General features: G+C 49.4%; 15 protein-coding genes and 1 riboswitch. Of the genes, 13 read left to right on the top strand and 2 right to left on the bottom strand.

Annotated elements, in window-relative coordinates:
• Window positions 1-67: 67 nt before the first annotated feature.
• The 7 genes from R2103_RS03650 to R2103_RS03680 all read left to right on the top strand — a co-directional run bounded on the left by R2103_RS03650 (window position 68) and on the right by R2103_RS03680 (window position 6,843).
• Window positions 68-1,669: a diguanylate cyclase gene (locus R2103_RS03650; protein ID WP_317530169.1), complete on the top strand. Its 1,602-nt coding sequence runs from the start codon at window positions 68-70 to the stop codon at window positions 1,667-1,669.
• A 145-nt stretch (window positions 1,670-1,814) separates the two neighbouring features.
• Window positions 1,815-2,414: a hypothetical protein gene (locus R2103_RS03655; RefSeq protein WP_317530170.1), complete on the top strand. Its 600-nt coding sequence runs from the start codon at window positions 1,815-1,817 to the stop codon at window positions 2,412-2,414.
• 80 nt (window positions 2,415-2,494) lie between these two features.
• Entirely contained in the window at window positions 2,495-2,698 is a 204-nt protein-coding gene (locus tag R2103_RS03660) for a YjfB family protein (RefSeq protein ID WP_317530171.1), read from the top strand.
• Between the two features lie 204 nt (window positions 2,699-2,902).
• The gene (locus tag R2103_RS03665) at window positions 2,903-4,420 is read left to right on the top strand and encodes a sensor histidine kinase (protein ID WP_317530172.1); all 1,518 of its coding nucleotides are present in this window, start codon (window positions 2,903-2,905) and stop codon (window positions 4,418-4,420) included.
• Between the two features lie 7 nt (window positions 4,421-4,427).
• On the top strand, window positions 4,428-5,102 hold the full coding sequence (locus tag R2103_RS03670) for a response regulator transcription factor (RefSeq protein WP_317530173.1): 675 nt from the start codon (window positions 4,428-4,430) through the stop codon (window positions 5,100-5,102).
• A 255-nt stretch (window positions 5,103-5,357) separates the two neighbouring features.
• Window positions 5,358-6,167, top strand: a complete 810-nt coding sequence (locus tag R2103_RS03675) for a methane monooxygenase/ammonia monooxygenase subunit C (RefSeq protein ID WP_090316992.1) — start codon at window positions 5,358-5,360, stop codon at window positions 6,165-6,167.
• 121 nt (window positions 6,168-6,288) lie between these two features.
• Complete coding sequence (locus tag R2103_RS03680) at window positions 6,289-6,843, top strand: hypothetical protein (RefSeq protein ID WP_317530174.1); 555 nt, start codon at window positions 6,289-6,291, stop codon at window positions 6,841-6,843.
• Between the two features lie 170 nt (window positions 6,844-7,013).
• Here the strand turns inward: R2103_RS03680 and R2103_RS03685 are convergent, their stop codons facing one another.
• Window positions 7,014-7,559: a YMGG-like glycine zipper-containing protein gene (locus tag R2103_RS03685; RefSeq protein WP_317530175.1), complete on the bottom strand. Its 546-nt coding sequence runs from the start codon at window positions 7,557-7,559 to the stop codon at window positions 7,014-7,016.
• A 16-nt stretch (window positions 7,560-7,575) separates the two neighbouring features.
• Complete coding sequence (locus R2103_RS03690; protein WP_317530176.1) at window positions 7,576-7,968, bottom strand: hypothetical protein; 393 nt, start codon at window positions 7,966-7,968, stop codon at window positions 7,576-7,578.
• A 540-nt stretch (window positions 7,969-8,508) separates the two neighbouring features.
• Here R2103_RS03690 and R2103_RS03695 point away from each other — a divergent pair.
• The 6 genes from R2103_RS03695 (at window position 8,509) to gcvPA (ending at window position 15,771) form a co-directional block, all read left to right on the top strand.
• Window positions 8,509-9,270 (top strand): retropepsin-like aspartic protease, encoded by a 762-nt coding sequence (locus R2103_RS03695; protein ID WP_317530177.1) that lies wholly within the window; start codon window positions 8,509-8,511, stop codon window positions 9,268-9,270.
• A 253-nt stretch (window positions 9,271-9,523) separates the two neighbouring features.
• A complete protein-coding gene (locus tag R2103_RS03700; RefSeq protein WP_317530178.1) occupies window positions 9,524-11,545 on the top strand; it encodes a CopD family protein in 2,022 nt (673 codons plus the stop codon).
• Window positions 11,546-11,564: 19 nt separating this feature from the next.
• Entirely contained in the window at window positions 11,565-12,416 is an 852-nt protein-coding gene (locus R2103_RS03705) for a hypothetical protein (protein WP_317530179.1), read from the top strand.
• A gap of 273 nt (window positions 12,417-12,689) precedes the next feature.
• Window positions 12,690-12,792: riboswitch (glycine riboswitch) on the top strand.
• 43 nt (window positions 12,793-12,835) lie between these two features.
• Entirely contained in the window at window positions 12,836-13,927 is a 1,092-nt protein-coding gene (gene gcvT / locus R2103_RS03710) for a glycine cleavage system aminomethyltransferase GcvT (protein ID WP_317530180.1), read from the top strand.
• Between the two features lie 43 nt (window positions 13,928-13,970).
• Window positions 13,971-14,360 (top strand): glycine cleavage system protein GcvH, encoded by a 390-nt coding sequence (gene gcvH / locus R2103_RS03715; protein ID WP_108699098.1) that lies wholly within the window; start codon window positions 13,971-13,973, stop codon window positions 14,358-14,360.
• Between the two features lie 58 nt (window positions 14,361-14,418).
• Window positions 14,419-15,771 carry an aminomethyl-transferring glycine dehydrogenase subunit GcvPA gene (gene gcvPA, locus R2103_RS03720; RefSeq protein WP_317530181.1) on the top strand — a complete coding sequence of 451 codons (1,353 nt, stop codon included), beginning with the start codon at window positions 14,419-14,421 and terminating at the stop codon, window positions 15,769-15,771.
• The last annotated feature ends 24 nt before the right edge of the window (window positions 15,772-15,795 follow it).

Genomic DNA, 15,795 nt, shown 5'->3' on the forward strand with positions numbered 1-15,795 from the left:
AACTATTTGTACCGCGATGAAAAATCATACGATGAGGGGTAGGGGCTAGCAACCGCGCGAAATATCTATGAATCAAGATACAAAAGATACCAATTTGAATCCTTCCGTGATTGCACGTGAAACATTAAAACAACTTGCGATCCTTAAAATTTCCCCGACACCGGATAATTATCACAAACTGTATGATCAGATTGCCGGTAACCCGGAGAATCAAATTTCAGCCATTACCGCGAAATTGCTGACTGAACTGGCGAAGGAATTTCCTCGCCATACGCCCACATTGCTGAATTGCGCCAATAGTCTGGAGCAAGCCGTCAACGAAAAGAACTGGCTAAAGTATAAGACCGCCTTGGTGAAGTTTGCTACCACTGAAAACATAACGATCAATAGCACGACTATATCCGTTCAGGCCAAAGCGCAACCGTCCCAGCCGGATGCTGACACCTTCAAGCAAGACAGTGGGATCAGCGGTTATTCCGGTCAGCTTCTGGATTTACTGGCGCAGATGCTGGAGAACATCATCGCCAAGCAAGTTAATGGCGAAACGCTGGCGGAAGAGGCGCGCTCGTTGGCATCGCAAGTGCGGGAAATTCAGAATAAACCGGAAATGGATCAGTTTATTGTTCATTTCCAGCAGTTTTGCGCCAAACTGGAATTATCCAATCAGTGCGAAGCTAGTTTGCAACAAGGTTTGTTGAAGTTATTGAATCTGCTGATGGACAGTACGGCTGAGTTGCTGTCGGAAGATCAGTGGATTAAAAAGCAGCTGGCCAAACTGAAAGACACGGTATCTATGCCGCTGGATGTGCAGATCATCGCGCAAGCCGAGCAGTATCTGAAAGAAATCATTCAACGGCAGGAAATAATAAAGCAAAGTCTGGGTAAAGCCAGGGTGACGATGCGGCAAATGGTCACTTCGCTGATTTCCAATCTGGAAGAGCTGTCGGATGCCACTGGGGAATATCAGGAGAAACTGGAATATTACTCGGAGAAAATCAATCAGGTTGATGATATCGAGGAGATCAATCAGTTACTTGCGGAAATCATGCAAGAGACCAATAAAGTACAGAAAAACATGATCAATTACCGCAAGGACTTGATTGCCGCCCGGGCGGAAGCCGATAACGCGCAAAATCAGATCAGTCTGCTGGAAACGCAATTGCAGGAAATGGGCGAGAAGGTCCATGAAGATCATTTGACCGGCATACTGAACCGGCGCGGTTTTGATAATGCTTACCAGCGCGAGGCATCGTGCGCGGCGCGCACCCAATCGCCGTTATGTTTTGCCTTGCTGGATATCGATAACTTCAAGTTATTGAATGATACGCATGGCCATCACGTGGGCGATAATGCTTTGCGCCATTTGGTGGAAGCGGTCAAGGAAACGGTGCGGCTGGAAGATGTCGTGTCGCGTTACGGCGGTGAGGAATTTGCCATCCTGTTGCCCAATACCGCGCTCAAAGAGGCGATTCTGACTATATCCAGAATACGCCGCTATATGACCAAGAAATTCTTCCTGCATGACAATAACCGTTTATTAATTACCTTCAGCGGCGGCGTGGCGCAGTATCATCCGGGAGAATCGCAGGAAGATCTTTTCAAGCGTGCCGACGGCGCTTTATATCGCGCCAAGAAGAATGGCAAGAATCAGATTATCGCCGCTGACTAGGCACATGTCCGTATAAGAAAGCAGTATGACCGGAGTCGGTCCATAACCGCAAAACAGGCGGACTAGGTGCATCGAAGAGTTGCTGTATGCCAACCGGTATTGACTGATATAATTTCCTCCTTTTCACACCGAGTCCATAAAAGCCATGTCAACCCCATCAAAATTCTCAGTCCGCAAGTTTCAGTTTGCACTTTTGATTGCGGTGATCTCCGCTTTTATTGTATTTGGTTTGCTGTACCGCACCAGTTCACAAGGAGATTTTTCCGATACGTATCCCAAAGGTTTCCGCGGCGGCGCCTGCACGATAGAATCGGAGGCGCTCATTATCGGCTATTCAGGCTACTATCTTCCTGAAGGTTATCAGTCGCCGGACGATCTCCGGTCGCCGCATGTGCCTGTGCAGTGCGGGAAAATACCGGAACCGGCATCGCTCAATATTTCAATTGACCTGTTGTATCCTGAATCGGCGCGCGATTTTTCCTTGGCGTTGCGTCTGGTGAAGCTTGAAATCGATGAAAAAGAACACCAGCAAGAGCATGAAGTGATGTCGACATCCGCGCAGCAGCATCCATCGGGAGTGATTACCACCGCATTCAAATTGGGTGAGATGGGGCAATATATTTTGTATTTGGAAGGGAAAAATACTGAGAATGCTGATCTGCAAGTGAAAATTCCTTTGCAAGTCGGTTTGGATTGGAAAAATCATCTTAAAAACGCTTTATCGCCCTTGCTGAAAAAAGACTGACCACCGGCAGTGTGCTGCGTACTCCTAAAATATCTGATCAGTTTGCCGCTAATGGTTTTAAACATGAAGAGGAGAATACGATGGATGTGAACGGTATAGCGGCTGTGGCGACATCAATGGCTGAATTCAGCGCAAACCAGGCAGTCGGAATAGCGGTACTAAAGAAAGCGATAGATTCAAATGCTGCGGGTGCGCTTGCTTTGATTGAGGCGATCCCCGGCGCAAATCAAGCCCCGGCGAGTCTGCCGCAGCATTTGGGACAGAATGTCAATACTACAGCCTGAATCGATAGGTTTGATGGCTTCCGCAGCGCTACGTTGTTAGCGCTGTTTTATTATGGGCGGCTTGTTTTTCTGACGGACGGCATGCTCATCACTATTCCCAAAATGCTTCCAAAGTGATATTTTTATTTCGCACCAATACGTTTGGTAGCGTTGTTTTTTTCTTTTGCTTAATGTTAATTAACCGGCTTATCAGCTTGGCTACGTATGAACTATAGACCTAATTTCAATCTGGCAACTTTTGATTCACTCGAATCGCAGCAAAGGCGGCTGTCTTTACTGTGCAAAACCGCGGAGATCGGTGAGTGGTCTTATGTCTTCTCTACGGATTTTACCGTCTGGTCGGATTATCTCTATGATTTTTACGAATTAGATAAGGATTTTGAATGCACTGAGCTGTTGCAAAGTACACAGCTCTACCAAGGTTCCGAAAAAGAAAAAATGCAAGCTCTGATTGCGCATGTCACTGCCACGAAAAAAGAACGCAGCGATGATTTCATGATTGTCATGCAGGATGGCCGGGTCAAATGGCATACCACCACGATTCACCCGATACTGGATGCGTATGGCGAGATCACCGGTTTATACGGTATTTTGCAAAATATTACCGCGCGGAAGAACAGTGAGCTGGATCTGCAACGAATGGCCTATGTGGCAGAGAAAACCAACGGTATCGTGATGATTACCGATCCCGAAAAGAAGATTATCTGGATCAATAACAGTTTTGAGGAAATCCTGGGATACCGGTCGGAAGAGGTCATAGGGCTTGATCCGGCTGCTTTTCTACAAGGTGAAGAAACATCAATCGAGACTATCCGCGAGATTACCCGTTCACTCCGCAGCAGCGGAACCTTTTCCGGTGAAATTCTGAATTACACCAAAAGCGGTGAAAGAATATGGCTTTATCTCAATATTGCCGCGGTATACGATGACGCCGGAAAATTGATCAATTACGTTGCGGTAGAAAATGACATCACGGTGATCAAAACGGCCGAGCACCGGCTGCAAAAAGCCATGGAAAAAGAGCGTGAACTGAACCGCTTTAAAACCCAGTTTGTCAGTCTGGCGTCACACCAATTCCGCACGCCGCTCGCGACCATCCGTTCCAGCATCGATCTGCTGGATCTGAGAATGGAATCGGCCGGACTGAGTACTGCCTTTATCGAGTTTTTTCAGAAACACAAAGCCATTATGGCGGAAGAAACAACCCGCATGACCGAGTTGATGGAAAACATTCTGGATATCGGGCGGATCGACGAGGGCAAGATTGAGCTGACCAAGAAGCATCTTCCTTTCCGGCAATTCATGGATGCATTTGTGCGATCAAATGTTGAACCCAACGAGCAGCAAAGGAAACTGGACTACTATTTTGACGCACCCGACTGTATCGTCAATATAGATGAAATTGTGCTGCGAAATGTTTTACGCAATATTGTGTCGAACGCCTTTAAGTATTCCGAAGGAAAGCAAGCCCCGGAAATGACCGTGAAACTGCAAGACGATGTCTATTTGATTACCGTTAAAGATCATGGCATCGGCATTCCGGAAAAGGATCAAGCGTTTCTGTTTCAGTCGTTTTTCCGCGCGTCCAATGCCAAGGTATATCCGGGGAGCGGGCTCGGTTTGATGATTGCGAAGAAACTGATCACATTGCACGGCGGGGATATTAGTCTTGAAAGCCGGGCCGGTAGCGGTTGCACGATCACCATTCAATTGCCGGTATAAACATACGATGAATAATCCGCTGATTCTCGTGGTGGAAGATGAAAATGCATTGCGCGAAAACATTACCGCCATTATTGCGCATTACGGATTCCAGGTAATCAGCGCACCATCGGGTGAAGCCGGTGTGAAAATGGCAGTGGAATCGAATCCGGACATTATTATCTGCGACATCATGCTACCGGGAATCGACGGTTTTGAAGTGTTGGCACAAATCAAGCAAGCCCAGCAATCAACGACTCACGCCTTTATTTTTCTTACCGCAAAGTCAACACGCTCGGATACCCGTGCAGGTATGAACATGGGTGCGGATGATTACCTCACCAAGCCGTTCACGAAAGAGGAATTGTTAAACAGCATCAAAGCCCGGATGGAGAAGTTAGCGCAAATACGGCAGAGTCAGCCGGAAAAGGATGCGTTGATCGAGGCATCGCTGGAAAAAATAACGAGTCTTACCAAAGCGGAACGTAAGGTGCTCAACAAGATAGCCGAGGGCTTCACGACACCGCAGATTGCCGAGAAACTGTTTGTGAGCAAAAAGACGATTGAGAATCATCGCGTCAATATTTCCCGTAAACTCGATCTGAGCGGCCCGAATAGCCTGATCAATTTTGCGTTGCGATTAAGAGCGCAAAAATCGACTATTCATTTTCCCGATAATGTGCCTGCGGCACCCTCCCATTGAACTCCTGAACACAGCAATTTTTGTCCTATCACAGCGGATAAATTTCGCTGCTTTGCTTTAAGAAACCCCTCCTGCCGTACTGCAAAACCACACGGCGATCATTGAAAATGAGTGGATCCACTCATTGTAAAAGCCTGATGATCAGTTATTCTTAATTGCGTAAAAAAGGCTACGAAAGCAATAACAGCAGTTCGTGATTGCGACTTCGATAGCCGTGTTACGCAGTGTTAATTAACTTAATCAATGGAGGATATGATGGCAACAACTTATGGCACGAGTAGCAGTGCATCAAGTGCTGACTATGATATGTCGCTGTGGTATGACTCAAAATACTACAAACTGGGTATGTTAACCATGCTGCTGGTTGCGATATTCTGGATCTGGTACCAAAGAACGTTTGCATACTCACACGGTATGGACTCGATGGAACCGGAATTTGACAAAGTATGGATGGGCCTGTGGCGTGTTCACATGACCCTGATGCCTTTGTTTGCGTTAGTAACCTGGGGTTGGATATTGAAAACCCGTGATACCAAAGAGCAACTGGACAATCTCGATCCGAAACTGGAAGTGAAACGCTACTTCTACTGGATGATGTGGCTGGGCGTGTATCTGTTTGGTGTTTACTGGGGCGGCAGCTTCTTCACCGAACAAGACGCATCCTGGCACCAAGTGATTATTCGTGACACCAGCTTTACCCCAAGTCACGTGGTGGTGTTCTATGGTTCATTCCCGATGTACATCGTATGTGGCGTAGCATCATACCTGTACGCGATGACCCGTCTGCCACTGTACAGCCGCGGCACATCGTTCCCACTGGTGATGGCGATTGCCGGGCCGCTGATGATTCTGCCAAACGTAGGTTTGAACGAATGGGGTCACGCATTCTGGTTCATGGAAGAACTGTTTAGCGCGCCACTGCACTGGGGCTTTGTGATTCTGGGCTGGGCAGGTTTATTCTCGGGTGGTATTGCAGCACAAATCATCACCCGTTACTCGAACCTGACCGATGTGATCTGGAATGGTCAAAGTAAAGAAATTCTGAACAACCGGATCGTTCCTTGATCCAACCTGAGTACTAGGTAGTTAGTGCAACCTCTCCCGCGGCTCTGCTTAGAGCAGACTGCGGGAGTAAAAAAACAAGCTGTAGTTCACCGGTGTGGATCAAAAAGTAGAGGAGGTTTATATGATCAAACAAGTTATAAGAATATGGGCTTCAGCAGCGCTACTATCGGTAGCGCTTTATTCCGGCTTAGCGGCTGCGCATGGAAAAGTAAATTTGGAAGCCGATATTTGTATGCGCAATGTGTCCGGCAGTATGGTGCATCTGAGCACTTATCAGCCACAGTATGATCCGGAAGCTGAGTACTGTACCGAGATTCCTAAAGAAGGTGAAACGTTGTGGGTGCTGGATTTAGTCGATCAAGCGCTACGTGACATGCCGATTGTCGTTAAAATCGTCAGAGGAACCGGTCAAGCTTTAAGCGATACCGTAACAACCCTGTATTCTACCAATCATTCCAATGGCACCATTAAAGGGGAATTCAATCTGGATCCAGGACAATATACGCTATTCGTTACGGGTGAAGGCGTGCCGCCATTGCACTATGAATATCCGTTACGGATACAGGTAACCAATTATCAAGACCTGTTCTTGAAATCTATACCTTATATCATCACGTTTTTGTTGATTGCATTTTTTACCGACAAATTGTTGAAACGGCGTCAACTGGAGAGTTGATAGCAGCCTTCGATATTATTCCGTTCGATAGAAAGCTTTACAACCATAGATGCACCGATTTTGTACTGAACCGGGAAGTTCGCCTTAGCAGCAATCACAGCACCATAGGGAGAAAAGATCAGTGGCTTGTCAGGAGGTCGATGACAAGCCACTGATTGTAAACGGTAGAGCTAACGTGGCGGCGGTGGCGGTGGACTGCCTGCCGGAGGTGGCGGAGGAATGAACTGATCGGATCGTGTAACCGGTTTCCTGTTCATAGTATTACCGCCCGATGGATTAGCAGTGATTCTCCCGTCGACGGGAACACGATGTCCCATGGCGTACATGCACTGAACATAACTGTTGTCATAGCGCTGCTGGCTGGAATAGCCCGAAGCTGACGCCGTATTTGATCCCAATAAACTTCCGAATAACAGACCGATTCCGGCGCCGACCGCTGCGCCGTGACCACCTCCCAATGCCGCACCGGCAGCGGCACCAAGCCCGGCACCTAGAGTTGCGCTCTGCATACCACTCATCCGCGATGCTTGCCGGGGTGTGTTGCCGTCGACCTGTTCGTAAGCATACTGCTTGCATACCAATTCATCCGAACGAAACTGATCGAAGTTTTTTCCGGAACCCGGTAACGCCATTACGCTGGGGCCGGTTGGCAGATGAACGCAAGCCGTCAACCAGACGGCCATCGTGACGATCATTAAATTTCTCAGGATTAACATGTTGTGCCTCTTTGCGTTAGGGTGCCGGTGATTGCGGGGCGACTGGTATCCAGCCGCCCGGGCAATTTTTAACAGTGGGATAATAGCCTTCGGGATTCCGGCAGTAGTGCCAATACCCCGCTTGCGGTTGAGCTGCACTCGATTGTTCGCGCTGAATATAGACGGGCGGCGTTACCGATACTACCGGGCTGGGTGAGTACCGGTAACGAGGCGGGGCGAAGTAAGGCCCAGGGAAAGCATAAGAACCGTAAGGATAGAAGCCGGGACCGTAGAAACCGGAATTGAATCCGCCGATATTGATGCCGAAATTGAAATGACCATGCCTGTGGCCGTGACCATGATGACCGTGTCCATGTCCTCCGCGCGCCAAAACGGCATCGTGCGCCGTCAGTGCCAGCAAACCAATCATCCAATATATCCAGCCGAGATTTTTCATATCTATGTTTCGCACGTTCTTTTGGGGAATAGTATGGATTGCGAGCTGAATGAATCCTGAATACTCAAGATTCTCGTTGCCACGAGGAAGTCCGGAAAAACCGCACCGCTTATTTTCTCAAGTTGAAGTACCCGCATCCGTAGAAATATCAGTTCTGATTGATAGAACTTCCTTCGAATAAACCGGGTACTGCCGATTTCTCCCGCCTACGGATATGGTTACACGAAAAATTAAATGAGCATCCAGGATCGAGATTATTTGCACCGGAAACGCGTTAAAGAAAAAACACAGTCTACGGAACAAAAAGCCGCGCCAAGCCATTCTACGCAGTGGCCGTGGAAAACGGTGATCCGGGATATTTTTTGTTGGACTGTTCTGGCTCTGACCTTACTCACTGTCTTTCAGTATTTTCAATAGTTCAATCAGCCTTATGCCCAACCCGCGAGCAATTCCCTGGTTACGATCACCGGACCAACCGGCTGTGGAGCATTGCCGCAACATGGAGCTGCTTATTTGATCGATCCATCGGTGATGAAACGCACTGATGTGCTGTATGCCGGACTGGAAATCCAAAATAACTACGATCATCCCATGGTGGCGGTATTATGGGATTCCGCAGGCGTTCAGCAGCAGCTCGCGCTATCGATCCATGCAGGCAATAGTCTTCAGTTTAGCGTGCCGGTTGGAAAATACGGGATGCAAGTTCTGGTCGGATCGGATTGGTGTAATTTGAAAAAAGGGTTTACCGACGGCGCTATCGTTTCCGTCGCTGGCGGAATCTCGATTGATGCCGGTTCCACGACATCGATGCAATTCAGCGGCTCCGGTCTGCGGCCAATTCAATTGGCGCTCGCTTATAGCCAATCGCAACCGGCCAGTGCACCAGAGGTTGAACAGTCCGCTGAGGTCATCGGTTCCGGAAAAATGGAGCTGAAACAGACACGGGATGGCCATTATTTCAGCCCGGGAACCGTCAACGGTGCTCCTGTGGTGTTTATGGTCGACACGGGCGCAACCGTCGTGTCGATTTCTGCCGGGATCGCGGCCCGGGCTGGCATCCGGGAATGTGCGCCGCGCCAGGTGCTAACCGCGAACGGTCAAGTCAACGCATGTGTTGCAACAGTAGCGGAAGTCACATTCGGATCATTCCGGCTCACGCAAGTCGATGTGATGGTGATGCCCAATATGCCCGGAGACGCGTTGCTGGGCATGAATGTGCTGCGGAATTTCCGTATCGAGCAAGCCGGTAAAGTCATGCGTATCTCCACGCCATAGAATGTTCAGATATTGCAGGCCGCCCTCACAGCGCGATATAAGATGGTAGTTGCTGAATAATTTCAGCCCGGCCAACCGTTTGGGATACTGGAGCAGAGTGTTAAGCTAGGCTGCAACATTTTTGTACAGTAAAATACGCTGCAAAATTTACCTGAGCGAGGAGATTTCAGAATCATCCGTCAAACTGGATGTCAGACTGAAACCCGCGGCGCCGGCGTTGTCAAAGTAACCATAACCATCCTATCGTAAAACCATGATTGAAATCATTGCTGCATTTGCCCGGTGGTCGCAACTGACCGCCAACTTGATCCTGTTTGGAAGCTGTGTTTTTCTCGCCATTATCTGGCAGCGTAAAGACATTCTTGAAACGCCCTGGATAACGCGGTTGGAGAAGATATTTCCATGGCTGGCGGGTGTGATCGTCGCCGGACTCATCGGTATTTTGGCGACCACCGCCAGCGATGCCACCGGCGATGTCGCCAATGCATGGAATCCCGCTGTCTGGCTGGATGTCGTGCAACAAACGCAAATCGGTCATATCTGGGCGGCGCGTGCGCTGCTGGCTATACTATTATTGGGTGCGGTACTAAAGATTCAGCCGGTTGACCGGGTGCGCGGGCACTATGCCGTGTGGGCGTTTCTGGCGGCGTTGCCAATCATTGCCGGTACTTTGATGAGCCATTCCAGCGCCGATGAAATGTCATTTACAGCCATCGCGCCGTATGCCATTCATATTTTGCTGGCGGGAATCTGGGTTGGTGCGTTACCGGCCTTTTTGCTGATTTTGTTGAATCTGCGCAAGGAAATGGGTTTTACCGCGATGCAAACGGCCGTTGGCTACCTGAAAAAATTCTCCGCGATCGCTTTACCCGTCATGCTTTTGCTGATGATTACCGGCGTGATCGTCACAGACCGGCTGGTAGATGAAAAATACTATGCCTTGGTCGCCAGCGCCTATGGCTGGCTGCTGAATTTCAAACTGACCATTCTGGCCATTATTCTGGTGATCGCCTACCAAGCGCGCAATCGCTGGCTACCGCTGCTGGAACGGAGCGAAAACGAACAAAGCCGTGACAGCACCGCGCATTTGACGCAATGGGTGCGCATCGAGTTCGTGCTGGCACTGCTACTGGTGCTGTTCGCCACCGTTTTGGCGAACACATTGCCAGCCAAGCATGCGATGGTCGAAAACTGGCCGTACCCGTTCCGTTTTTCGATCGATGCGACCTGGGATCAACCGAATGTGCAGGATAAAGTGTGGTCGGGCATTGTGCTGTTTGTGGTTGCGCTTGGCACGATTTGGCTCGGCATCCGGTTGCACTGGAGCCGCGTGGTGAAGATTCTGGTGCCCGGCGTGCTAGGCATCAGCTCGATGGCGCTGGCGCTGCCGCCACTGGCCGTCGAAGCGTTTCCGGAAACGTATAAAAAACCGACGGTACCGATCGATGCGATTTCGATCGTCGCCGGTGCGCATTTGTACGCGGAAAATTGTGTCAACTGCCACGGCCCGCAAGGCAAAGGAACCAAACCTTCCCCCGATCCCGATGTGCGCGATCCAACCGACTTGCTCACCCAGGAACATACTGCGAAATACACGGTGGGCAACGTTTTTCACCAGTTATCGTCCGGCATCCCGGGCACCGAAATGCCGGGATACGCAGACAAGCTGTCGGAAGAAGAACGCTGGGATCTGATCAATTTCCTGCACGCGATGTCGCGCGGTTTTGATGCCCGCTTGCTCGGCAGCATGATCGTACCGGAAACCCCCGCGATCGCCTCGCCCGTGTTCAATTATTCCGCCAGCGATGGCTCCAGTGGCAATCTCAAGGATTTCCGTCTGCAGAAAAATGTGCTGATGGTGTTATTCGCCTGGCCACAAGCGAAAGAGCGCTTTTTCCAGCTGGCAGCATCGTATGACCGGATCCGCGATCTCAACACCGAAATACTGGCGGTGCCAATTCATCCGCTGACCGATGAACAATTGCAGCAGATCACCGAAATCGCGCCATTCCCGATCGTCACCGAGGGCTGGCAGGAAATCAAGGATGCCTACTGGTGGTACCGGCGCGTCCGGGTCGTACCGGATCTATCGGGCAAAGGCATGTTCCCGCAACACATGGAATTCGTCACCGATCGCTTCGGCTACCTGCGTGCCCGCTGGGTAGCGCAGTTTGAAGGATTCGGCTGGCAAAATGTCGGCGCCTTGACGCTGCAATTGACACAACTCAACCAGGAAGGCGAAATCATGCCGCCACCGGGGGAACATGCGCATTAATGATTAACAGGAGCTTAAGATGAGCAATCCGAAAATGCAAAATTCTAGGTGTGACAATTTAGTACAGAAATTCATGTTATTAGGGGTTGTTGCTATATCATGTATTGTTTTATCAAATAGTTGGGCTGCTAACTTGGAGGCGGATGCATTAGAAAAATTTGAGATTGAGGGCATTTCAATCAATACGCCACTGGGAGAGATCACGGAGCTTTTACAAGCGAGAGATTACGTGCAGGTTAGTGAGTTTCTGTATACAAAACAGAAGTATGTGCAAAATGGTCGTAGTGCCGTATTTCGTGTAGAAATCGATGATAACCCGGCCTTCCGACAAATTACCTACTATAGAGGGATGAGCGGAGGGAGGAACAAAAGTCCCACAACGCGTGATGCATCAATTCCAGATTCCGATATCAATATGGCGCGGCAGCTATATCAGTATGTTTGTGTTGACCAGCGGAGAGCATCAACCTCAGAAGATTTTGAGAGCTACTCTAATAGATTATTGGCAACAATTAAAGAGCAGGGAGCTATTAGATCTAAACATTTGGAAGCTATCCAAGAGATTAATGACAGTAGTAACCCTTTAACGCATATAGTTGGTTTATTTACAATTCCATTTATTACGGCTAAAGCTGATAATGCCGCTAGTATAGGACAAGCTAGTGCTCAGGAGCTTGCAGCAATTAACCAGCTTATGCAATCATCTGCTAAGATTTTGGCTGAAATCCAAAGACAAAGGGCTTGTATTCCATTTTCATTAGCCAATATAAGTTTTGGTCGTGCGCAATGGATTCAAATAGATAATCGTTTTTCTGCCATATTGAATGTAACAGATACAAATGCCACGATTGGAATAAAGTACATTAAGTAGTGATAACTCAAAGGGCTGTTGATCTGTCACAGGAGCACCTCATTTACTTGTTCGTTTTACCAATCTGTTTTGTTGATGAATAGCTACTTAATTCGCTAGAAAATTCACTGCAATCGCTTGTATAAACCCTTGTTCGTCAGGTATAGTTCGCACTTTGCTAAAACAATCCAAGCAGGAGAGTGCGCTATATTTCTTAGCGCCGCCGAAGGCGTAACCCCCCCGGAATCGCTCAGGCAGGATCAAACCCCGGTTTGTTCCTCGAGAACCGCTTGCGACAGGCAATCTGGAGAGTGCCGGGAAATCTTTTCCGGCCACCGAAGGGGCACACGGATTCAATTCTGTCAATCTCTCAGGTAAAAAGGACAGAGGGGCACGAAGTCATTCACTTTGAATGGCTCTATATTTTTGGGAGAAAAACCGTGCTGAAAATGACACCCCTGAATCAAACCCACCGCGATATGAATGCCAAAATGGTGGATTTTGGCGGCTGGGATATGCCGTTGCATTACGGCTCACAGTTAGACGAACACCATAAAGTGCGCCAGGATGCGGGCATGTTTGATGTTTCTCACATGCTGCCGGTCGATATCAAAGGCGATAATGTGCGCGGTTTTCTGCGCCAGCTGGTCGCGAATAACGTCGATAAACTGACTGTTCCGGGCAAAGCGCTGTATTCCTGTATGCTGACCCCGCAGGCCGGCATTATCGACGATCTGATCATTTACTTTTTATCCGAAATCTGGTTCCGTATTGTGGTCAACGCGGGCACAGCCGATAAGGATGTGGCTTGGATGCTCAAACAACGCGATGCGCTGGCGCCTCATTTGGAAATTACTCCGCGGCGCGATATGGCCATGGTGGCGGTTCAAGGCCCCAATGCCCGTGCCAAAGTCTGGCAAGTGATCCCCGGTTCGCAAGCGGTGACGGAAGAATTGAAGCAGTTTCAGTCCGCGGTCGTGGGGCAATATTTCATTGCCCGTACCGGCTATACCGGTGAAGATGGTTTTGAAATTATCCTGCCTGCCGCCGACGCGCCGGTTTTCTGGAAAGCGTTGCATGCCGCCGGTGTTGCTCCGGCCGGGTTGGGTGCGCGCGATACGTTGCGGCTTGAGGCCGGAATGAATTTATACGGTCAGGATATGGACGAAACCAAGCATCCATTGGAATCCGGTCTGGCCTGGACGGTTGATCTGAAAAGCGAGCGCGATTTCATTGGCAAGCAGGTATTGCTGGATACTGCCGTGACGCACCAATTGGTTGGATTGGTATTGATCGATCGCGGTGTATTGCGTAGCCACCAAGAGGTTGTCGGTCAGAAAGACGGTGCCGAATACAAAGGTGAAATCACCAGCGGCGGTTTTTCCCCCACGATGAATCAATCGATTGCTTTGGCGCGCGTGCCGGTGCAAATAGCCGTCGGCGATGAGGTCGATGTGATCGTTCGGGATAAGAAGCTGCGTGCCAAGGTGGTAAAATACCCGTTCGTGCGTAACGGAAAAGTGCTGGTTTAATAAAAACTGTAACAAAAATATTACTTTTATCTGGAGTGAAAAAATGAGTATTCCAACCAATTTGAAATATAGTAAATCCCATGAGTGGGTGAGATCTGAGGCCGACGGCACGGTAACTGTTGGGATTACCCATCACGCGCAGGAATTGCTCGGCGATATGGTGTTTATCGAATTGCCGGATGTCGGACGCAAACTCAAACAAAAAGAAGAATGTGCCGTGGCGGAATCCGTCAAAGCGGCTGCCGATGTGTATTCACCGATTTCCGGTGAAGTGACCGAGGTGAATGCTCCGCTGGTCGATGAGCCGGGAAAAATCAACGAAGACGCGTTTTCTGCCTGGCTGTTCAAAATGAAACCTAGTAATCCTGCCGAGATCGACGGATTGCTGGATGCAGCGGCTTACACCGAATTGGTGGAAAACGAAGATCACTAAGATTGGTTGCGTTTTTCGCTTTTTAATTTCTCATTACTTTAAGTTTTCAAGATAAATCATGCCGTTTATTCCACATACCGAAGAAGATATTGCCGAGATGCTTGCCAGCATAGGCGCGAAGTCAATTGAAGATCTGTTTGACGAGATTCCCGATGAACTCGTCAGCGGCGAGCTCACCGGTGTTCCATCCGGACTCAGCGAGCTGGAAATCACGCGTTTGATGATGGAACGCGCGAACCAGGATGGTTTCTACCAAAATTATATCGGCGCCGGTGCGTATGAGCATCACATTCCGGCTGCTGTATGGCAGATCACCACGCGCGGCGAATTTTATTCTTCGTATACGCCATATCAGGCGGAAGCCAGTCAGGGTACATTGCAACTGTTGTATGAATATCAGTCGATGATGGCCTCGCTGACTGGCATGGATGTCTCCAATGCCAGTATGTACGACGGCGCCACGGCGCTGGCGGAAGCGGCTTTGATGGCGGTGCGTTCGCATAAAACATCGCGCCGTATCCTGATTCCTAAAACCGTGCATCCGGTTTATCGCCAAGTGGTGCGCGCGATTGTCAGCAATCAGAAAATTGAAGTGGTCGAGCTACCGTTCGATACCAAAACCGGTCAAGTTGATCCGGCATCGCTGGCGAAAACGGATTTTGGCGACTTTGCCGCATTGGTGATTCCACAGCCGAATTTCTTCGGTGTGCTGGAACAAGTCGATGCGCTGACCGATTGGGCGCAGAGCAAAGGTGCACTTGCTATCGGCGTTGTCAATCCGACCGCACTGGCGCTATTGACGCCACCCGGCGAGTGGGGCAGCAAAGGTGCTGATATTGCCGTGGGCGAAGGCCAGCCGTTGGGCATTCCGCTCTCCAGCGGCGGCCCGTACTTTGGTTTTATGGCGTGTAAGAATGAACTGGTGCGCCAAATGCCGGGCCGTATCATCGGCCGCACTACCGATTTGGATGGTAAAGAAGGGTTTGTACTGACCTTGCAAGCACGCGAACAACATATCCGCCGCTCCAAAGCGACTTCCAATATTTGTACCAACCAAGGTTTGATGGTGACCGCTGCCACGATTTACATGTCGTTGACCGGCCCGGAAGGACTGCGCCGCATTGCTGCGCAATCGCACGCCAATACACTGAATCTGGTTGAACAATTGGAAAAAACCGTTGGCGTGAAAAGAACATTCAGCGGACCGACATTCCACGAAACCGTGCTGACTCTGCCAAAGCCGACCGCGGAGGTGTTAGCCAAGCTGAAACAGAAAGGTATCTTGGGCGGATTTGATCTGCATGCGCATTATCCTGAATTAGGTAACGCTTTGCTGGTTTGCGCGACTGAAACGAAAACGGCGGCCGACTTACAAAATTATGCCAGCGCATTGAAACAAGCGCTTGGTTAACATTATTTAAATTCATTTGAGAGG

This window comes from Nitrosomonas sp. Is24, assembly GCF_033063335.1.
Taxonomy (GTDB): domain Bacteria; phylum Pseudomonadota; class Gammaproteobacteria; order Burkholderiales; family Nitrosomonadaceae; genus Nitrosomonas.